Raw genomic sequence first — 18,815 nt, 5'->3', positions numbered from 1 at the left:
CCGGAGAGTCGCCAATGACCGAGCAGCCGGCTTCCGCTTCCTACCGGCCGAACCCGACGGCCAAGCGCGTTGAGAAAGGCTTCGAAGGCCTGATCTTCAACAGCCGCTGGCTGATGGCGCCGTTCTATTTCGGCCTCGTCGTCAGCCTCGCCGTGCTGCTGCTGAAGTTCTGCATGGTGCTGTACGAATTCATCGTACATGCGCCGGGCTCGAAGGAAAGCGACATCATCCTCGGCGTGCTCGGCCTGATCGACATTTCGCTCACCGGCAATCTGATCCTGATCGTGGTGTTCTCGGGCTACGAGAACTTCGTCTCCAAGATCGATCCGGGCGGCCATCCCGACTGGCCGGAATGGATGACCAAGGTCAATTTCGGCGGGCTGAAGCAGAAGCTGCTGGCTTCGATCGTCGCCATCTCGGCAATCCAGGTGCTCAAGGCCTTCATGAACATCGACACCAATTTCGATTCGACCAAGCTTGCCTGGCTGGTCGGCGTTCACCTGGCCTTCGTGTTCTCGGCCTTCATGCTCGCGATCTCCGACCGCTGGGGCGGCGACAGTCACGGCGGGGAGTAGCAGATTGTAGGGTGGGCAAAGGCGCGCTTGCGCCGTGCCCACCTTCACTTGCGCCGGTGCTAGACAGGTGGGCACGCTTGCGCTTTGCCCACCCTACAGACCTCAGGATGAGGGTCACTCACTCCTGCGCGCTGTGGAATTCCTTGGCTTCCTGATCGAGCACGAACAGCGAGCCCTCGGCGACGCCGAAATAAGCGCCGTGCAGGTCCATCGCTCCCTTTTCCACGCGCTCGCGGATGAAGGGGAAGGTCAGCAGGTTCTCCAGGCTGCGGAAGATCGCGGCCTTTTCGATGCGGACCGTGAAATCCAGCATCGTCTCGTGGTCGCGCTGCTCGACCACTTCGCCCGGCTTGATGAACATCGACATCCAGCGGCCGATGAAGTCGCCCGGCGACAGCGGCTTGATCTTGTCGATGAAGGCGCGGATGCCGCCGCATTGGGCGTGGCCGAGCACGACGATGTGCTTCACCTGAAGCACGTTGACGGCATATTCCAGCGCCGCCGAGACGCCATGGGTGCCGCTGTCGGGTGCATAGACCGGCACCAGATTGGCGACGTTGCGCACCACGAACAGTTCGCCCGGGCCGGCGTCGAAGATCACTTCCGGCGAGACGCGTGAATCGCAGCAGCCGACCACCATCACGGCGGGCGACTGGCCGCGCTCGGACAGCTCGCGGTAGCGCGTCTGCTCGGTTGGCAGTCGCTGCGTGGTGAAGGTGCGGTAGCCGTCGAGGAGGTGCTGCGGGAAGGGTGCCATGGCCCTTGCCTAACCATATGCCAATGACTGGAACAAGGCTTCCGGGAAAGGAAACGGGGTGCTATCGGCTGCGGTTCAAATATTTCCCGAGGGAACCGCCATGATCCGTCCGCGCCGCAGCCTCCTGTTCATGCCGGGATCGAATGCCCGGGCGCTGGAAAAGGCGCGCACCCTGCCGGTCGACGGCCTGATCCTCGACCTCGAGGACGCCGTCGCCCCCGATGCCAAGGCGCTGGCGCGCGACCAGATCGCACAGGCCGTGGCGGCCAGGGGGTTCGGCAAGCGCGAGGTGCTGATCCGCATCAACGCGCTCGATTCGCCCTGGTGGATCGACGATCTCAACATGGCCGGCAAGGCCAGGCCCGACGGCATCCTGGTGCCGAAGATTTCCAGCGTCGCCGATCTCACTGCGATTGCCGACCGGCTCAGCGACATCAACGCCGATCAGTCGATCCGGGTCTGGGCCATGATCGAGACTGCGCGCGCGGTGCTCGATGCGGACAAGATCGCGGCCGCCTCGCGCGATTCCGAGACGCGGCTCGCCGGCTTCGTGTTCGGTCCGTACGACATTTCGCGGGAGACGCGCATCCGCATGAAGCCGGGCCGCGCCGAAATGATTCCGATGATCACCCATTGCGTCCTCGCCACCCGCGCGCACGGGCTGGAGATCCTCGACGGTCCCTACGGCGACATCGCCAATATCGACGGCTTTGCCGCCGAATGCGCCCAGGGCCGCGACCTCGGTTTCGACGGCAAGACGCTGATCCATCCGAGCCATATCGGGGCATGCAACGCTATCTTCACGCCGCCGGCGGAAGAGGTGGCGATGGCCCGCAAGATCATCGCGGCGTTCCAGCAGCCGGAGAACGCCTCGCGCGGCGCGATCCAACTCGATGGCCGCATGGTGGAGCGCCTGCACGCCGAGATGGCCAGGCGCACGATTGCGATTGCGGATGCGATCGCGGCGATGGCTTGACCGTTAACGGTCCTGCTTCAGGCTGAGAATGAATTGCGCGAGGATATCGGCCTGGTCCGGCGCGATGATGAGATTCGGCATGCTGCGGTGATTGGTGCGCAGGAAGACCTTCAGCGACAGTTCCGTGGTCGAGGTCCGGTTGGCAATCCGCACGAGATCGGGCGCTCGGCCGGAGCCGTCGCTCAACTCGAAAGCGTGACATTCCCTGCACCACGCTTCCGCCAGTCGCCGCCCGGCGGAAACGCCGTCCTGCTCCGGCGTGGCGCCGCCGGCATTGTGCAGGCGGACCAGCAGCAGCGCTGCCAGCGCGATCGCCAGCCCGATGAGAATGCGAATCCAGGTGCGGCGCGACATGACGGCCTCGAGCCCTTCTCAGTGCTTGATGGGCTTGTCGAGCACCTCGAAGGCCGGCGCGTTGGGACAATACTCCTGATAGTGCTCGGCGGCCGTACCGGCGGACAGGTCGCCGTGGCAATGCGCCTTGTCCCGGCACAGCGAGCAGACCCGCTGCATGTCACGCACCAGCAATGGTTGGGTACGCTCCAGATTCTCCAGGTCGATACCGAGCGCCTCCAGCATTTTCGGCATTTCGTCGGCGCTGTGCGGTCCCGCCTCGACCAGCCGATCGAGCTCTTCCGGCAAGACCCGAAGGTCCTGTGCGATCAGGTCGAAATCGGTGCGGTTCATGCGGCGAATTTCGCTCAGTTCCCGGCGATGCTTCAGCCAATCGACGAACCTGCCGATCAGAAACTCGACGGTGGGATAGCTCTCTTGCTGGGCGGTCATGGCGGTCTTCCGGTAGTTGCGTAACTTGCACTATATGACCGGAGTACCGGCAAGGGGTGTTGCGGCAGATCAAACAATGCCGGGAGCCATCCCGGCGGTTAAGCTTTCAGCGGCGCTGACCCTTGCGCTTCCGCCGCTCGCGGCGGATATCGATCTCGCCGGTTTCCTCGTGCAGCCGCAGCTGCTTCGGACTCTTTCCGGTCCAGCGCTTGAACGCATGGGTAAAGGCGCTGACCTCCTGATAGCCGAGCAGCCAGGCAATGCTGGAGACGGAAAAGCCCTCGCGCAGATAGCGTGTCGCGAGATCGAGCTTCAGCTCATGCAGAATCCGCGAGAAGCTCAGGCCCTCACCGGCCAGCCGGCGCGCCAGCGTGCGGTGGCTGAGCCCGAGCCGGCGGGCGATCTCGACGGCGCTTGCCTTGCCGTGCGGCAGCAGTGGCACCACCGCATTCTCGATCTCCCGCCGCAGCGTGACGACGCGCTCATCGCGGCGATGGGTCAGCGCTTCGTCGCAATAGCGGGTCAGCAGGTCGTTGAGATACATGTCGGCGCCGACCACCGGCATCTGCAGGACGTCCCCGGAAAACACCGCCTCGTCGACGCCCGCATCGAATTCGATTTCGCAGCCGAGAAACGAGCGCAGTTCGGCCGGCGTTTTTTTTCCGTGGTGGATTACCCTGACATGGCCCGGGATCAGCCGGCGGTTGGTGAGCTGGCGGGCGAGACGGACGATGATGGTGAGCCAGCACTCGATGTGCTGCCGGTCGCCGCGCCGCTCCACATTGACATAGTGGAATCCGATGCCGGCTTCCCGGCCGTCGCGCCAGCGCAGGCGCACGCCCTCGTTGACGATGCCGCTGTACCGCACGGCCTTGTTGAGCGCATCGGCCAGCGTCTCGGAGGATGCCAGCACGTAGTAGAGCAACCCGAGCTCGCGCAGCTCGCAGTCGCGCCCGAGATGAAAGCCGAGCAGGTCGTCGCCGAGCGCCGCTGCGCCAAGCTCGAGATAGCTGATCTGGCTGTGCACCGTGACGCGCGCCTTGCGATCCTCGATCTGCGCCATCGTCAATCCGGCCTGGGCGAGCAGCGGCGCCGGCGCGATTCCCGCAGCGCGCAGCCGAGCCGTGAGGAGCCGGGATATGCCGCCGGAAGCACTCGGCAGCGAATCGAGGCGGACCTTGCGCGAAGCGGCCAAAAGCGTCTCCGGAAAACTACTTGGTTTGCGATCCGTCCGCAGCGCGTTGGCGGCGGACGTCAATTCAATGGCACGAAATAACAAGATTTGCTGCGGCCCGTCTCCTATCCGTTTCGTCGCATCCGATACGGAATCAGGCATTTGCGGCCTGCCGATCGCACCCATTGCCGAAACAGATTGAATGAATTCATGCTGAACCTGCAGACCAAGATTGCCGTATTCATCGACGGCGCCAACCTCTACGCCACCGCCAAGGCGCTTGGCTTCGACATCGACTACAAGAAGCTGCTGAAGGAGCTGCAGAGCCGCGGCAACATGCTGCGCGCGTTCTATTACACCGCGATCTTCGAGGACCAGGAGTATTCCTCGATCCGCCCGCTCGTCGACTGGCTCGACTACAACGGTTACACGGCCGTCACCAAGGCAAGCAAGGAATACACCGACGCGTCCGGCCGCCGCAAGGTGAAGTCGGATATGGACATCGAGCTGGCCGTCGATGCGATGGAGATCGCCCCTTTCGTCGACGAGATATTCCTGTTCTCGGGCGACGGCGATTTCCGCTCGCTGGTGGAAGCGCTGCAGCGCCGCGGCGTGCGGGTGACGGTGGTCTCCACCATCGCCTGCCAGCCGCCGATGATCGCCGACGAGCTGCGCCGTCAGGCCGACAGCTTCATCGATCTCCAGGAATTGCGCGCCAGGGTCGGCCGCGATCCCGCCGAACGGCCGGCGCCGCGCGATGTGCGTGGTCGCGTATTGCCGGGAACGGCCTGCACCTAGGCGAAGCGTTCGGCTGCCCATGCATGGAGGCTGCCGGGCAGAGGCGCCTGATTGCCGCGGCCCTTTGGCGAGATGTGCAGGCCGATCACGTCGGGATCGGCAATCAGTCCCGAAAAATCCGACGGATCAAAGAACAGCTTTGGTTCGGCATGCACGGCATAGAACGACTGCTTCGGCAGCGCGTGCCCGATCTGGCCGCCACGGCGGGCAAGCGCGGTCAGCGAGGCCGGGCCGTAGATCGCGACGCGGATGTCGGAGAGACGCTGCGAGCCGCCGCGCAGGCGGCGCATCGCAAACACCATGCGATGCCTGAGCGACAGCCAGTTCGGCGTCAGCTCGTCCTGCGCCATCAGGTCGGCAAAGGCCGTCACGATGGAATCGTCCGCAGGCAGATAGAGCACGGAATTGCCGAGCTGGCGCGGCCGCTCCCAGGCGAAGTAGGGCTTTGCCGGATCGATCTCGACCGGCCTGAGCAGCAGCACGTCGGCGTCGAGCCAGAGTCCCGCGTTCTGCGCCATCAGGCGCATGCGGAAAAAATCCGAGAATTGCAGCGTGGTCCAGTCGCGCCAGGAACCGTCCGGCTGCGGCGGCCGCAGCTTCTCGGAGAAGGCGTGCGGCAGCACGGCTTCCGCCTCGGCGTTGGCAACGCCTTCCGGCAGGCCCGGCAGCGGATCGAAACTGTAGACGGTGACCTTGTGGCCGGCGGCGACCTGCGAGCGCAGGCAGAGCGTTCGCAGCCGGTCGAGCGGGCCGTGCCAGAAGGTTACGATGTCAGGACGCATCGTACCTTCCGGCGAGCCATAGCGTTTTCAAGCGAAGTGGGAATCGGTTCGCGTGAAGAAAACGCGTCAAACAATAGAGTCAGGCCCAGGCGCGCTCTTTCTTGAGCTTGGCCTCATAGGAATCGATCGAGGCCTTCTTCTCCATCGTGAGTCCGATGTCGTCGAGACCGTTCATCAGGCAATGCTTCCTGAACGGATCGATCTCGAACTTCACCTTGCCGCCGTCGGGACCGCGGATCTCCTGGTTGGCGAGATCGATGGTCAGCGTGGCGTTGGCGCCGCGCTCGGCATCGTCGAACAGCTTGTCGAGGTCTTCCTGCGACACGCGGATCGGCAGAATGCCGTTCTTGAAGCAGTTGTTGTAGAAGATGTCGCCGAACGAGGTCGAGATCACGCAGCGGATGCCGAAATCGAGCAGCGCCCAGGGCGCGTGCTCGCGGCTCGAGCCGCAGCCGAAATTGTCGCCGGCGACCAGCACCTTGGAATTGCGATAGGCCGGCTTGTTGAGGATGAAGTCGGGGTTCTCGCTGCCGTCGTCCTTGTAGCGCTGCTCGGAGAAGAGGCCCTTGCCGAGGCCGGTGCGCTTGATGGTCTTCAGGTACTGCTTGGGAATGATCATGTCGGTGTCGACATTGATGATCTTCAGCGGCGCCGCGACGCCTTCCAGCGTGGTGAACTTGTCCATCTCTGCACTTCCCGGTCGGAATTAACGGAAAAAGGCCGTTTAGGGCGGCTGGTTTATCGGAAACGGGGCCGCCTTCAAAGGCCCAAAATGCGCAGGGCTATCCGGCGGACGCCTCAATCGCCTCCATATCGGCGTCGGACAGGCCGAAATGGTGGCCGATCTCGTGGATCAGCACGTGGCGGACGATATGGCCGAGCGTCTCCTCATGCTCGGCCCAGTAGTCCAGGATCGGCCTCCGGTAGAGCCAGATCATGTTGGGCAGGCGCGCGATGTCACCATGGCTCTGATGCGGCAGCCCGACCCCTTGGAACAGGCCGAGCAGGTCGAACTCGCTTTGCGCCTGCATCTCGTCCAGCACCTCGTCGGTGGGGAAATCGTCGACACGGATGATCACCCCCTCGCAGAGCTTGCGGAAGGTGTTGGGCAGGCGCGCGAAAATCTCGTGCGCCATCGCCTCCATTTCGGCGAGAGAGGGGGCTCTGGTCTCGGGCAGCATGACCCCCTCTGTTTAAAGCAATATCCCGAAAAGTGGGAACCGGTTTTCGGAAAGATCATGCTCAAACAACGTCAGTTCCGCGCAAGTCCATGCCGGTCCTGGCGCGGGCGGCGGTTGACCTTGGAGAGCCAATCGGAGACCTTACGGCCGGCAATGAAGTTCGGATGGGCGTGATGAAGCGGATTCTTGTGGCGGGCCTTCTGGCCGGTTGCGCTGGGGTTTTCCTGCAGACCGAAAGCGCGCCGGCGCAGACCGCGGCGCCCGGCGTGCGCGTCGCGCAGGCCGCGCCCGACTACGTGCCGCGGCGCCGGATCATCCGCCGCGTGCCGGTCTATCCGCGCGAGCATTACGATCCCGACGTCTGGCCGCGCTACAATCCGGGCCCGAACGCCGTGCGGGAATGCAATGCCTATTACGTGCAGGAGGCCCGGCCGAGCGGCACGGTGATCACTCCGCGCATGAACTGCTACTGGCGGCCCGGCTAGAGCATGATCCGGAAAAGTGTGAAGCGGTTTTCCGAGAAGATCATGCTCAAACAACAACCGCCTTGTTTGAGGATGAAGTCATGCAGGCTTGGGTTGGCGTAGCTCTGGTCGCGGCAGCATTGGCGTTCGGCGCGCCGCCGGCGATTGCGGGAACCGGCACTGCGCCGCAGGCGGAGCCGGCCGCGATATCGCAGGCAACCGATTTCAGCGCGCGCCGCGTCCATCGCCGCTACCCCGCTTATCCCGCCTACGCCCGCTATCCCTCTTACGCCCGTTATCCCTCCTATCCGGCCTACTACGCGCGGCCGCATTACTACCGGCCCTATCCGTACACGGTGCCGGTGCCGTTCTTCCTCGGCTTCGGATATCTGCCGTACTACTGAGGCAAACGCGGCCGGCGATTTGTGGCAGCGCGTTCATCTTTGCGATCAACTCATTCATGACGCATTCACCTCGCTGTCGCTAGCCTCCCCATGGGAGCGACAGGGAACCGTGCCGTGGCGTTGTTCGTCGACGGCATCAGCCGGGGAGATTTCGGGCAATGAACACGATCTCGGAAGCCGCGCGCGGCCTTGTCCGTCGCGCGGGACTGGCGGCTGTTGCCGCAATCGCGGTGACGGCGATTTCTCATGACCGCGCGGAAGCGCTCTCGCTCGCCAGTCCGGCCGCGGCGCCGTCGGCGAAATACGCCAGCGAAGGTCTGACGATTGAAATTCGCGGCGGCCACCGCGGCGGCGGCGGAGGTTTCCGTGGCGGCGGTGGCGGTTTCCGCGGCGGCTTCCATGGTAGCGGCTTCCGCGGCGGCGGCATGGCGTTTCGCGGTGGCGGTTATCGTGCGGCGCATGTCTATCGCGGCGGCGGATATCGCTTCGGCGGCTACCGCGTCCATCGCTACGCCTATCACAGGCCCTATCTGCACCGGCGGCACTTCCACCACAGGCGCTACATCGCGCCCGCCTATTACGGCTATCCGCGCTACTACCGTCCCTACCGCGTCTGCCGCGTCGTCTGGACCTATTGGGGGCCGCGCCGGATCTGCCGTCCGCCTTACTGGCACCGTCGCCACTACTGGCGCGTCCGCTACTGGTAGGCAGAAAGCGAAACAGGCGCCCGATCGGGCGCCTGTTTTCATTGCCGAGGTGGGGTTCCCGTCAGTCCCAGTCCACGAACTTCCAGGACTTCAGCTTTATCTTCCACGGCGTCAGCGTTTCCATCCGCCAGCGCTCCATGCGCGGCGGCGTATGCGCCATGCGCGAGCGCTTCCGGGGGTCGCTGCTGCTGGGCATCGGATCGACGTCGACCGACATGGCGCGACGGCGGTTCTGCCGCGTCGCTTCGCTGATTAAGTCGACATATTCCGGTTTGTCGGCCATGGCCGGCTCCTTCTGGTGCGAAGGGCCAGTCTGCGCCCGGACCTTTAACGGAGCGTTTCCGGAATAGGTCGAAGTCGAGGGAGTGGCTTACCTCTCCTTGGGGCCGCGTTTTCTTCACGCGAACCGGTGCCTACCCCGCATCAAGTGCGGGGCAGGCTTTCGCTTGAAAACGCTATCGCCACTCCCTCACGTCGACGAAATGCCCTGCGATCGCCGCAGCCGCCGCCATGGCGGGCGAGACGAGGTGGGTGCGGCCCTTGAAACCCTGGCGGCCCTCGAAATTGCGGTTCGATGTGGAAGCGCAGCGCTCTTCCGGCTTCAGCTTGTCGGGGTTCATGGCGAGGCACATCGAGCAGCCGGGTTCGCGCCATTCGAAGCCGGCGGCAATGAATATCTTGTCGAGGCCCTCGGCCTCCGCCTGCTCCTTCACGATGCCGGAGCCCGGCACGATCATGGCGTTGACGTTGGCGTTGACGTGCTTGCCTTCGGCGATCTTGGCGGCGGCGCGCAGATCCTCGATGCGGCCGTTGGTGCAGGAGCCGATGAAGACGCGGTCGAGCTTGATGTCGGTGATCTTCGTGCCGGCCGTCAGGCCCATATATTTCAGCGCGCGATGTTTCGAGAGCCGCTTGGCCTCGTCCGCGATCTTGTCGGGATCGGGCACGGCGCCGGTCACCGAGACGACGTCCTCAGGGCTTGTGCCCCAGGTCACGATCGGCGGCAGCTTTGCCGCGTCGAGACGAATCTCGTGATCGAAATGCGCGCCGTCGTCGGAGCGCAGCGTCTCCCAGTAGCGCATCGCCGCGTCCCAGTCCGCGCCCTTCGGCGCCTTGGGACGGCCGCGCAGGAAGTCGAACGCCTTCTGGTCGGGCGCGACGAGGCCGGCGCGCGCACCGCCCTCGATCGACATGTTGCAGACCGTCATGCGGCCTTCCATCGTCAGGTTGCGGATCGCTTCGCCGGCATATTCCAGCACATAGCCGGTGCCGCCGGCGGTGCCGATCTCGCCGATGATGGCGAGGATGATATCCTTGCCGGTGACGCCTTCCGGCAATTTACCGTCGACGACGGCACGCATGTTCTTGGCCTTCTTCTGGATCAGCGTCTGTGTGGCCAGCACATGCTCGACTTCGGAGGTGCCGATGCCGTGCGCCAGTGCGCCGAACGCGCCATGCGTGGAGGTATGGCTGTCGCCGCAGACGATGGTGGTGCCGGGCAGGGTAAAGCCCTGCTCGGGGCCGATGACGTGGACGATGCCCTGGCGCTTGTCGAACTCGTTGAAATACTCGATGCCGAATTCCCTGGCGTTCTCCGCCATCACCCGCATCTGCTCGATGCTCTCGGGATCCGGATTGGGCTTCGAGCGATCGGTGGTCGGGATGTTGTGGTCGACGACGGCGAGCGTCTTCTCCGGCGCGTGCACCTTGCGGCCCGTGGCGCGCAGGCCTTCGAAGGCCTGCGGAGAAGTCACCTCGTGCACGAGGTGGCGGTCGATATAGAGCAGGCAGGTGCCGTCGGCGGCTTCGTGCACCAGATGGTCGTTCCAGATCTTGTCGTAGAGCGTGGTTGGTTTGGACATGAGCCTGAGCCTTCGAATTGATGTGCAAGTTGATGTGACTGGTGGGCGCGAGGACGCGCCGATCAACGCAATGGGCGCGCGCTGGTTACAGCGCGCCGCCAAGCTCTGACGTTGCCGAGGTCGCGAAACGTCCGAAGAAGCGGCCGGGCAGGCGCGAGCGATCGTCGATCACGATCGGCGCGATGAATTGTCCGGCGATGGTCAAATCTGGAACCATTCTACAAGTATATAACAGGCCGACTTGGAATCGCGAGGGCTTTCAACCCTCACCCTGAGGAGCGCGCCGACGGCGCGCGTCTCGAAGGGCGAGGCCAGTGCCGGGGCCTGCATCCTTCGAGACGCGCGTTCCGCGCTCCCTGGGGATGAGGGACTAACACCAGGACAAGCCGCAACAAAAAAGCGCGGGGGTGAGCCCGCGCCTTTGGTCACAGTCCTGCGTGCGGCTCACTCGCCGACGGCGGCGGCGCGGTCCGTCTTTTCGACGATGCGGGCCGACTTGCCGCGCAGGTTGCGCAGGTAATACAGCTTGGCGCGGCGCACCTTGCCGCGGCGGACCACCTTGATCGAGTCGATCATCGGCGACAGCACCGGGAACACGCGTTCCACGCCTTCGCCATAGGAGATCTTGCGCACGGTGAAGCTCTCGTTGATGCCGCGGCCGGAACGGCCGATGCAGACGCCTTCATAGGCCTGCACGCGGGTGCGCTCGCCTTCGATGACCTTGACGTTGACGATCACGGTGTCGCCGGGCCCGAATTCCGGGATTTCCCTGCTGGCGGCGAGCTTGTCGAACTGCTCTTTTTCGAGCTGCTGAATGAGGTTCATTGAAATCTCCATCGGCGGCGCGCCCAGCCTTTCGGGGGCTGCGCAATCGTCCATCTATCCTGCGCGTGTGCGGATTTGGCGCCCGTATAAGGCATCAAACGCCGCTTGTCACCCTCTTGTCGTGTCCTTTGGCGGCTTTTGCTGGCCCTTCGCTTCCCACAGGTCCGGCCGCCGGAACCGGGTCAAGGCCTCCGATTCCGCCCGCCGCCAGGCTGCGACCTTGGCGTGGTCGCCGGAGGTGAGGATTTCCGGGATTCCACGGCCCTCGAAGACCTGCGGCCGGGTATATTGGGGGTATTCCAGTAGTCCTTCGGAAAAGCTCTCCTCGGCCCCGGAGGCTTCCTTTCCCATCACCCCCGGCAGCAGCCGCACGCAGGCATCACACAGGGCCATGGCGGCGATTTCGCCGCCGGAAAGCACGTAATCCCCGACCGAAACCTCCTCGAGGCCGCGGGCGTCGATCACCCGCTGGTCGATACCCTCGAACCGCCCGCAGACGATCAGGGGGCCCGGCCCGGCCGCGAGTTCCACGACGCGGGACTGGGTCAATGGCCGACCGCGGGGGCTCATCAGCAGTCGGGGGCGGTCCGGGGCGATGCTGGCGGCATCGATCGCGGCGGCCAGGATGTCGGCGCGCAGCACCATGCCGGGCCCGCCGCCGGCCGGTGTGTCGTCGACGCTGCGGTGCCTGTCGGTGGCGGAGGCACGGATGTCGCGCGCTTCCAGCTCCCACAGGCCGGAGGCGAGCGCTTTGCCCGCGAGGCTGACGCCGAGCGGTCCCGGAAACATTTCCGGAAACAGCGTGAGGATGGTGGCGCGCCAGGTCATCTCAACCTGCTTAGGTAAGAGTGGGCTCTTCGCCCTCGATTTCCTGCGGCAGCTCGATCACGACGCGGCCGCCGGCGATGTCGATCGTCGGCACCACGGCGTTGGTGAACGGCAGCAGCAGGGTCGCGCCCTTGGGCGGCGCGATCTCGATGATGTCGCCGGCGCCGAAATTGTGAATGGCGACGACGCGGCCGAGTGGTTCGTTTGCGGCATTCACCGCAGCGAGCCCGATCAAATCGGCGTGGTAATATTCGCCGTCATCCGTGGCCGGCAATTTTTCGCGCGGCACATAGAGCTCGATGCCGTTGAGTTTCTCGGCATCGTTGCGGGTCGCAACCCCCTTGAAGGTCGCGACCAGATGATCTTTCGCGGCGCGGACACCGGCGATCTCGAATTGCCGCGCGCCGTCCTTTGTCATCAGCGGGCCGTAACGCTGCACGGCCAGCGGGTCTTCCGTAAAAGTCCACAGCTTGACGGCGCCGCGCACGCCATGCGCAGCGCCGATGCGGGCGACGCAGACCGGTGCTGCCACCGTGATGCGCCGCTAAGCCTTAGGCCGACTTGGCGGCGGCTTCGGCCTGCGCCTTGCGCTCCTTGCGCGGCACGGCCTTTTCCGGGTTCTTGCGCGGGGTGCGCTTGGCAACGCCGGCGGCGTCGAGGAAGCGCATCACGCGGTCCGACGGCTGCGCGCCCTTGGCCATCCACGACTTCACCTTGTCGAGGTCGAGCTTGAGGCGGGCCTCGTTGTCCTTCGGCAGCAGCGGATTGAAGTGGCCGAGACGCTCGATGAAGCGGCCGTCGCGCGGAAAGCGCGAGTCGGCGGCGACGATGTGATAGACCGGACGCTTCTTGGTGCCTGCGCGTGCGAGGCGGATAACGACTGCCATTTTATTCTCCTGAGTCGAATGCTGGTTGAATGGTTGGTGGTTATTTCTTCTTGCCGGGGAAGCCGCCGAGACCCGGCAGCGTCGGCTTGCCGGAAAGGCCCGTGAGCCCCGGCAAATTCGGCAGGCCGGAACGCAGGCCTGTGGGAAGATCCTTCGGCAGCGAAGGCAGGCCGCCCGGCGCGCCCTGCATTTTTTCCTGCAGCGCCTTCATCTCTTCCGGCGAAGGCGGCTTCATGCCGCCGCCAAAGCCCATCGCCTGCGCGATGCCGGCGAGCGGGCCGCGCTTGCCGGAGCCCATGGCCTTCATCATGTCGGACATGTTCCGGTGCATCTTGAGCAGCTTGTTGACCTGCTCGACGTTCTGGCCGGCGCCGGCGGCGATGCGCTTCTTGCGGCTGGCCTTAAGGATGTCGGGGCTCTTGCGCTCCTGCCGCGTCATCGAATCGATGATCGCGACCTGGCGCTTGATGATGGTGTCGTCGATCCCGGCGGCCGCGATCTGGTTCTTCATCTTGGCGATGCCGGGCATCATGCCCATCAGCCCGCCGATGCCGCCCATGCTCGCCATCTGCTGCATCTGCTCGCGCATGTCGTTGAGGTCGAACTGGCCCTTGCGCATGCGCTCGGCGGTGCGCGCGGCCTTCTCGGCGTCGATGTTGGCGGCGGCCTTCTCGACCAGCGACACCACGTCGCCCATGCCGAGGATGCGGCCGGCAATACGGCTCGGGTGAAAATCCTCCAGCGCATCGGTCTTTTCGCCGGTGCCGATCAGCTTTATCGGCTTGCCGGTTACCGCGCGCATCGACAGCGCGGCGCCGCCGCGGCCGTCGCCGTCCACCCTCGTCAGCACGATGCCGGTCAGGCCGACGCGCTGGTCGAACGAGCGCGCCAGATTGACGGCGTCCTGGCCGGTGAGGGAGTCCGCGACCAGCAGCACTTCATGGGGATTGGCGGTGGCTTTGATGTCCGCCGCTTCCGTCATCATCTCTTCGTCGAGCGTGGTGCGGCCGGCGGTATCGAGCAGCACCACGTCGTAGCCGCCGAGCTTGCCCGCTTCCAGCGCGCGCTTGGCAATCTGCGGCGGCTTCTGGCCCTCGACGATCGGCAACGTCGGGATGTCGAGGTCGCGGCCGAGCACGGCGAGCTGCTCCATCGCCGCCGGGCGATAGACGTCGAGCGACGCCATCAGCACCTTGCGCTTGTCGCGCTGCACGAGCCGGCGCGCGAGCTTTGCGGTGGTGGTGGTCTTGCCGGAGCCCTGCAGGCCGACCATCATGATCGCAACCGGCGGGACCGCGTTGAGATCGACGGTCTGTGCCTCCGAGCCGAGCGTGTTGACCAGCTCGTCATGGACGATCTTGACCACCATCTGGCCGGGCGTGACCGACTTGACGACGGTGGCGCCGATTGCCTGCTCGCGCACGCGATCGGTGAAGCTTCTGACGACGTCGAGCGCGACGTCGGCTTCCAGCAGCGCGCGGCGCACCTCGCGCATCGCGGCATCGACGTCCTTTTCGGACAGCGCGCCGCGCCCCGTCAGGCGATCGAGAATGCCACCAAGCTTTTCCGACAGATTGTCGAACAATGCCGTTGTCCTTTGCCTTTGCAGGCGCTCACGTCACACACCCGTGTCATACCCCGCGAAAGCGGGATATCCAGTACGCCGCAGCTTCTCGGCTCATGCCGAGCTGCTCTGGGATACTGGATCACCCGCCTTCGCGGGTGATGACGATCCAGGTTCGCCTCGACCCAACGCCGAGACGGTCGTCCAAACAGTTTTGCGCCCGAGGGCGCATCGCGCTGTCGGGCGTTGGCCTCCGGCTTCGGGAACCGGTGGGCGGATCGAAAGAAGAGCCTTCCGAGAAGTGGCGGGGTTAAACCCGCTGGGCCGCGGAAAGTCAAGGAAAGATGACCAGTGGTATTTTAGTAAGGCATCTAAGATGCTGTAATCCCGCGCGATTTGCCGCTACGTAATTTTGAACGGCTTGCCGAGTTACTTCTCCCGGAGGCCGCGCCATATAACGCCTCACGACTCCAGGAAAACATCCCGCCCGTGCCCATCACCCGCCGCCGCCTCCTTGGACTGCTCGCCGGCACCGCCGCCTTCGTGGGCTTGCCGGCGGCATGGATTTCCAGCGGCAGGACCTATGACGGCCCGATCTCCGATCATTTTGACGGCTTCCAGTTCTACGATCCTGACGGCGTGCCGCCGAAGTCGCTTGCCTCGGTGGCGCGCTGGCAGTTCGGCAACAGCAGGCAGCGGGCGAGCTGGCCGGACTGGGCGCCGAGCCCTTATGCCGATGCGCCGCCGCCGCGCGTCAGCGGCGACAAGGTGCGGCTGTCATTCGTGGGGCACGCGAGCTGGCTGATCCAGACCGCGGGGCTCAACATCCTCGTCGATCCCGTGTGGTCGATGCGGGTTTCGCCGGTGAGCTGGGCCGGGCCGAGGCGCTGCAACGATCCGGGTATTGCCTTCGAGGCGCTGCCCGACATCGACATCGTGCTGGTCTCGCACGGTCACTACGACCATCTCGACCTGCCGACACTGTCGAGGCTGGCCGAAAGGTTCTCTCCGCGGGTCATTACGCCGCTCGGCAACGACCTCACGATGCTGGATGCGGATGCCGCGATCAAGGCCGAAAGCTTCGACTGGAAGGATCGTGTCGAGCTCGGCAACGGCGTGGCGGTGACGCTGGTGCCGACCCGGCACTGGTCGGCGCGCGGCGTGTTCGACCGCAACAAGGCGCTGTGGGCGAGCTTCGTGCTGGAGACGCCGGCCGGCAAGCTCTACATCGTCTGCGATTCCGGCTACGGCGAGGGCAGGCATTTCCGCCGCGTCGCCGAAGCGCATGGGCCCCTGCGGCTCGCGATCCTGCCGATCGGCGCCTATGAGCCGCGCTGGTTCATGCGCGACCAGCACATGAACCCGGAGGATGCGGTGAAGGCGCTGGCCGATTGCGGTGCCGCCCAGGCGCTGGGACATCACTGGGGCACGTTTCAGCTCACCGATGAGGCGATCGACGCGCCGGTGATCGCGCTCGGCACGGCGCTCGATAAAGCGAAGATGCCGCGCGAGAAATTCATCGCGCTGAAGCCGGGCCAGGTGTTCGAGGTTGTCTAACCTCGCTCCGCTTGCGGGGAGAGGTCGGATTGCGAAGCAATCCGGGTGAGGGGGACTCACCGCGTCACGTCATCCATCGAGTTTGCGGAGCGACCCCTCACCCCAACCCTCTCCCCGCGAGAGCGGGGCGAGGGAGATCGCCGCTACTGCGCCTTGATCGCCCAGCTCACGTTGACTGTGATCGACAGCAATTCCTCGCCCGGCGCGACCGGCGTCGGGGCGCCGCCGGCCATCGGTGCGGCCATCTTGCTGCGGAACACCGGCGGCGAAGCCGAGCCTTCTTCGCTGATGCTGATCGGCTCGCCCAGCGTGACGCCCGCAGCCTTGGCATAGATTTCCGCCTTGCGGCGCGCGTCGGCGACCGCCTTGGTGCGCGCTTCGTCCAGCGCCTTTGATGCCTGCGTCACGATGAAATTGATGCCGCCGATCTCGTTGGCGCCGGCGCCGACCAGCGTGTCGATCACATTGGCGATCTTGCCGACGTCGCGCACCTTGATGGTCACCCGATTGCCGGCGCGATAGCCGACGATTTGCTGCGGACCGGTGCGGTTCGGTCCCGTCGGAGCGTATTGCGGCTGCAGCGACAGGCGCGATGTCTGGTAGTCCTTCTCGTCGATGCCAGCGCCTTTCAGCGCCAGCAGCACCTTGCCCATCGCGGCATTGTTGGCCTCCGACGCCTCGCGCGCGGTCCTGGCTTCCGAGGTCACGCCGCCGTCGACCTGCGCGAGGTCGGGCGCCACCGACACGTTCGCTTCGCCGCTGACGGAGATCGCGGGCGGCGGGTTCTGCGCCGATGCCGGCGCGGCAACGAGCGCGAGCGATGCGAGCGCAGCGGCGATTGGGAAAGGGTGCTTCATTTCAGCGGCACAAACACGTTGATCACCAGCTTGTCCTCCGCGGTCTTGAGGGGATCGGTGATGTATTCCTCGATGAACAGGTCCTTGGCTTCCAGCCGCTTCTCGTCGAGATGGTTGGTGATCGCCTCATAGGTGTTGTCCATGTTGTCGTAGGAACCGCGATGGACGAATTTGAGCGACTTGCCTTCGGGCGACTGGCCCATGCTCATGTTCTTGCCGAGATTCTTCACCTCCTGGCCGACCGGGATTTCGGCGATGAAGGTGAAGCCGGTGTCGTCGGTCGAGGTGTAGACGATCAGCGAGTTGCCCGTGGCCTTGATGCCCTGCTTGTCGAGCAGCGCGGTCAGCGCCTTGAAGGAATCGGTCAGGGTTTCGAACGCCGCATCCCAGTTGGCGTTGCCCTTGACGGTCACGACCTTCTTCGTCTCCAGCGTCACCGGCTCGCCAAAGGGGTCGGCGGTCTGTACGGCGGCGGGCGGCGGCGTGGCCGGGGCTTGCGCAGCGGGCGGCGAAGGTGACGGCGCGGGCGAGGGGCTTGCGGACGGGGTCGGGCTGGCCGAGGGGGCAGGGACCGGCGAGCCGGAAGCCTGAGGCGTCGGTGACGCAGCCGGTGCCGGAACGGGTGAGGCAGCCGGGGCGGGAGATGCGGCCGGCGCCGGGATTGCCGTCGGAGAGGCTGCGGGAGCCGGGGATTGCGCCAGTGCCGCGCCGATCGAAAGGGTCGCGGCGATCATGCCGGCCAGGACCAGGCGGAAGGCGCGGGGAAGGTTCATTTCGACGGTCTCCGGGGTCTGAAGCGCAGGCGCGTCCCGATACACGCCCGGCGATAAGGTGCAGCATTCCTAACACGCAAGGCTCATCTTCGTCCCATGACAGATGCGTCATGACTGCCCCGCGCCCCCACTGGCCAATCGCTGATCTTTCGCCATATAAGGCAGGCAGAATTCAGGTCATTCCATGAGCGCGCTGGCCAACCACGCATTTGCCAAGATGAACGGCGTCGGCAACGAAATCGTTGTCGTGGATCTGCGCGATTCCAGGGCGACGGTCTCGGCCGCGGAGGCGCGCGCGGTGGCTTCGCCCGCCGGCGTGCATTACGACCAGATGATGGTGCTGCAGCGGCCCCGGCTCGACGGCACCGAAGCCTTCATCCGCATCTACAACAATGACGGCTCCGAGGCCGGTGCCTGCGGCAACGGCATGCGCTGCGTGGTGCGCCGCCTGTTCGAGAAGACCGGCCAGACCACGGCGACGTTCGAGACCACGGCGGGGCTGCTCAATTGCTGGCAGGGCCCGCGGCCCGATCTCTATACCGTCGACATGGGCGCGCCGAAGTTTTCCTGGCAGGACATTCCGCTGGCCGAGGAATTCCGCGATACCCGCTACATCGAATTGCAGATCGGGCCGATCGACAATCCGATCCTGCATTCGCCCTCGGTGGTGAGCATGGGCAACCCGCATGCGATCTTCTGGGTCGAGGACGTCAACGCCTACGACCTCGAGCGCTTCGGGCCGTTGCTGGAAAACCATCCGATCTTTCCGGAGCGCGCCAACATCACGCTCGCCCATGTCGTCGATCGCGACCACATCACGATCCGCACCTGGGAGCGCGGCGCCGGGCTGACCAGGGCCTGCGGCTCGGCCGCGTGTGCGACCGCGGTTGCCGCAGCGCGGCTGAAGCGCACCAACCGCACCGTCACCATCACGCTGCCGGGCGGCGATCTCCTGATCGAGTGGCGCGAGCGCGACGATCATGTGCTGATGACCGGCACGGCGGATTTCGAATACGAAGGCAAGTTCGATCCGGCGCTGTTCGCCAGCGTCGCTTAAG

Annotated in this window: 25 protein-coding genes; 8 read left to right on the top strand and 17 right to left on the bottom strand. The window is 65.0% G+C overall.

The annotated features are described in order from the left end of the window. Positions 1-14 precede the first annotated feature (14 nt). Positions 15-575, top strand: a complete 561-nt coding sequence (locus tag HZB49_RS26640) for a TIGR00645 family protein (RefSeq protein WP_291616843.1) — start codon at positions 15-17, stop codon at positions 573-575. 118 nt (positions 576-693) lie between these two features. Here the strand turns inward: HZB49_RS26640 and HZB49_RS26635 are convergent, their stop codons facing one another. After that, positions 694-1,332: a carbonic anhydrase gene (locus tag HZB49_RS26635; RefSeq protein WP_291616841.1), complete on the bottom strand. Its 639-nt coding sequence runs from the start codon at positions 1,330-1,332 to the stop codon at positions 694-696. A gap of 100 nt (positions 1,333-1,432) precedes the next feature. Between HZB49_RS26635 and HZB49_RS26630 the strand changes: the two genes are divergently transcribed. Further along, complete coding sequence (locus tag HZB49_RS26630; RefSeq protein ID WP_291616839.1) at positions 1,433-2,308, top strand: CoA ester lyase; 876 nt, start codon at positions 1,433-1,435, stop codon at positions 2,306-2,308. 3 nt (positions 2,309-2,311) lie between these two features. On the opposite strand, the gene HZB49_RS26625 is transcribed toward HZB49_RS26630, so the two are convergent. The 3 genes from HZB49_RS26625 to HZB49_RS26615 form a co-directional block, all read right to left on the bottom strand. Then, positions 2,312-2,662 carry a cytochrome c gene (locus tag HZB49_RS26625; RefSeq protein ID WP_291616837.1) on the bottom strand — a complete coding sequence of 117 codons (351 nt, stop codon included), beginning with the start codon at positions 2,660-2,662 and terminating at the stop codon, positions 2,312-2,314. A gap of 18 nt (positions 2,663-2,680) precedes the next feature. Further along, positions 2,681-3,094 carry a DUF6455 family protein gene (locus HZB49_RS26620; protein WP_291616835.1) on the bottom strand — a complete coding sequence of 138 codons (414 nt, stop codon included), beginning with the start codon at positions 3,092-3,094 and terminating at the stop codon, positions 2,681-2,683. Between the two features lie 106 nt (positions 3,095-3,200). After that, complete coding sequence (locus HZB49_RS26615) at positions 3,201-4,289, bottom strand: AraC family transcriptional regulator (RefSeq protein ID WP_291616833.1); 1,089 nt, start codon at positions 4,287-4,289, stop codon at positions 3,201-3,203. Between the two features lie 189 nt (positions 4,290-4,478). Here HZB49_RS26615 and HZB49_RS26610 point away from each other — a divergent pair, with 189 nt between their 5' ends. After that, a complete protein-coding gene (locus tag HZB49_RS26610; protein WP_291616831.1) occupies positions 4,479-5,066 on the top strand; it encodes an NYN domain-containing protein in 588 nt (195 codons plus the stop codon). On the opposite strand, the gene HZB49_RS26605 is transcribed toward HZB49_RS26610, so the two are convergent. The 3 genes from HZB49_RS26605 to HZB49_RS26595 all read right to left on the bottom strand — a co-directional run bounded on the left by HZB49_RS26605 (position 5,063) and on the right by HZB49_RS26595 (position 7,029). Beyond that, positions 5,063-5,848: a hypothetical protein gene (locus tag HZB49_RS26605; RefSeq protein ID WP_291616829.1), complete on the bottom strand. Its 786-nt coding sequence runs from the start codon at positions 5,846-5,848 to the stop codon at positions 5,063-5,065. The genes HZB49_RS26610 and HZB49_RS26605 overlap by 4 nt on opposite strands. A gap of 79 nt (positions 5,849-5,927) precedes the next feature. Next, complete coding sequence (gene leuD / locus HZB49_RS26600) at positions 5,928-6,533, bottom strand: 3-isopropylmalate dehydratase small subunit (RefSeq protein WP_291616827.1); 606 nt, start codon at positions 6,531-6,533, stop codon at positions 5,928-5,930. A gap of 97 nt (positions 6,534-6,630) precedes the next feature. Further along, positions 6,631-7,029 (bottom strand): metallopeptidase family protein, encoded by a 399-nt coding sequence (locus HZB49_RS26595; RefSeq protein ID WP_291616825.1) that lies wholly within the window; start codon positions 7,027-7,029, stop codon positions 6,631-6,633. 173 nt (positions 7,030-7,202) lie between these two features. Between HZB49_RS26595 and HZB49_RS26590 the strand changes: the two genes are divergently transcribed. The 3 genes from HZB49_RS26590 to HZB49_RS26580 all read left to right on the top strand — a co-directional run bounded on the left by HZB49_RS26590 (position 7,203) and on the right by HZB49_RS26580 (position 8,604). Next, complete coding sequence (locus HZB49_RS26590) at positions 7,203-7,514, top strand: hypothetical protein (RefSeq protein WP_291616823.1); 312 nt, start codon at positions 7,203-7,205, stop codon at positions 7,512-7,514. An 80-nt stretch (positions 7,515-7,594) separates the two neighbouring features. Then, positions 7,595-7,897: a hypothetical protein gene (locus HZB49_RS26585; protein ID WP_291616822.1), complete on the top strand. Its 303-nt coding sequence runs from the start codon at positions 7,595-7,597 to the stop codon at positions 7,895-7,897. Between the two features lie 158 nt (positions 7,898-8,055). Further along, positions 8,056-8,604 carry a hypothetical protein gene (locus tag HZB49_RS26580; RefSeq protein ID WP_291616820.1) on the top strand — a complete coding sequence of 183 codons (549 nt, stop codon included), beginning with the start codon at positions 8,056-8,058 and terminating at the stop codon, positions 8,602-8,604. 61 nt (positions 8,605-8,665) lie between these two features. Here the strand turns inward: HZB49_RS26580 and HZB49_RS26575 are convergent, their stop codons facing one another. The 8 genes from HZB49_RS26575 to ffh form a co-directional block, all read right to left on the bottom strand. After that, positions 8,666-8,887, bottom strand: a complete 222-nt coding sequence (locus tag HZB49_RS26575) for a hypothetical protein (RefSeq protein WP_291616818.1) — start codon at positions 8,885-8,887, stop codon at positions 8,666-8,668. Positions 8,888-9,059: 172 nt separating this feature from the next. Continuing rightward, positions 9,060-10,466 carry a 3-isopropylmalate dehydratase large subunit gene (gene leuC / locus HZB49_RS26570; RefSeq protein WP_291616816.1) on the bottom strand — a complete coding sequence of 469 codons (1,407 nt, stop codon included), beginning with the start codon at positions 10,464-10,466 and terminating at the stop codon, positions 9,060-9,062. 85 nt (positions 10,467-10,551) lie between these two features. After that, the gene (locus tag HZB49_RS26565; RefSeq protein ID WP_291616814.1) at positions 10,552-10,683 is read right to left on the bottom strand and encodes a hypothetical protein; all 132 of its coding nucleotides are present in this window, start codon (positions 10,681-10,683) and stop codon (positions 10,552-10,554) included. A 227-nt stretch (positions 10,684-10,910) separates the two neighbouring features. After that, on the bottom strand, positions 10,911-11,291 hold the full coding sequence (rplS, locus tag HZB49_RS26560) for a 50S ribosomal protein L19 (RefSeq protein ID WP_291616812.1): 381 nt from the start codon (positions 11,289-11,291) through the stop codon (positions 10,911-10,913). Positions 11,292-11,399: 108 nt separating this feature from the next. Next, positions 11,400-12,119: a tRNA (guanosine(37)-N1)-methyltransferase TrmD gene (gene trmD, locus HZB49_RS26555; protein WP_291616810.1), complete on the bottom strand. Its 720-nt coding sequence runs from the start codon at positions 12,117-12,119 to the stop codon at positions 11,400-11,402. A 10-nt stretch (positions 12,120-12,129) separates the two neighbouring features. Then, a complete protein-coding gene (gene rimM, locus HZB49_RS26550) occupies positions 12,130-12,651 on the bottom strand; it encodes a ribosome maturation factor RimM (RefSeq protein WP_291616808.1) in 522 nt (173 codons plus the stop codon). 19 nt (positions 12,652-12,670) lie between these two features. Then, the gene (gene rpsP / locus HZB49_RS26545; protein WP_291616806.1) at positions 12,671-13,006 is read right to left on the bottom strand and encodes a 30S ribosomal protein S16; all 336 of its coding nucleotides are present in this window, start codon (positions 13,004-13,006) and stop codon (positions 12,671-12,673) included. A gap of 40 nt (positions 13,007-13,046) precedes the next feature. Continuing rightward, positions 13,047-14,591, bottom strand: coding sequence for a signal recognition particle protein (ffh, locus tag HZB49_RS26540; RefSeq protein WP_291616804.1), 1,545 nt, complete (start codon positions 14,589-14,591; stop codon positions 13,047-13,049). 468 nt (positions 14,592-15,059) lie between these two features. On the opposite strand from ffh, the gene HZB49_RS26535 reads away from it, so the two are divergent. Further along, on the top strand, positions 15,060-16,127 hold the full coding sequence (locus HZB49_RS26535; protein ID WP_291616802.1) for an MBL fold metallo-hydrolase: 1,068 nt from the start codon (positions 15,060-15,062) through the stop codon (positions 16,125-16,127). A gap of 143 nt (positions 16,128-16,270) precedes the next feature. Here the strand turns inward: HZB49_RS26535 and HZB49_RS26530 are convergent, their stop codons facing one another. Together HZB49_RS26530 and HZB49_RS26525 are read right to left on the bottom strand one after the other, a co-directional pair. Beyond that, a complete protein-coding gene (locus tag HZB49_RS26530) occupies positions 16,271-16,984 on the bottom strand; it encodes an SIMPL domain-containing protein (RefSeq protein WP_291616800.1) in 714 nt (237 codons plus the stop codon). Continuing rightward, complete coding sequence (locus HZB49_RS26525; RefSeq protein ID WP_291616798.1) at positions 16,981-17,757, bottom strand: GyrI-like domain-containing protein; 777 nt, start codon at positions 17,755-17,757, stop codon at positions 16,981-16,983. The genes HZB49_RS26530 and HZB49_RS26525 overlap by 4 nt, the downstream gene beginning before the upstream one ends. Positions 17,758-17,941: 184 nt before the next feature. On the opposite strand from HZB49_RS26525, the gene dapF reads away from it, so the two are divergent. After that, complete coding sequence (gene dapF, locus HZB49_RS26520; protein WP_291616796.1) at positions 17,942-18,814, top strand: diaminopimelate epimerase; 873 nt, start codon at positions 17,942-17,944, stop codon at positions 18,812-18,814. Position 18,815 lies beyond the last annotated feature (1 nt).

Origin of the sequence: Bradyrhizobium sp. (genome assembly GCF_016219575.1) — a bacterium.
In the GTDB taxonomy this organism is placed as follows: Bacteria; Pseudomonadota; Alphaproteobacteria; order Rhizobiales; family Xanthobacteraceae; genus Bradyrhizobium.
Note: the sequence above shows the minus strand (reverse complement) of the source record. Positions and strands in the feature narration are given on the sequence as shown.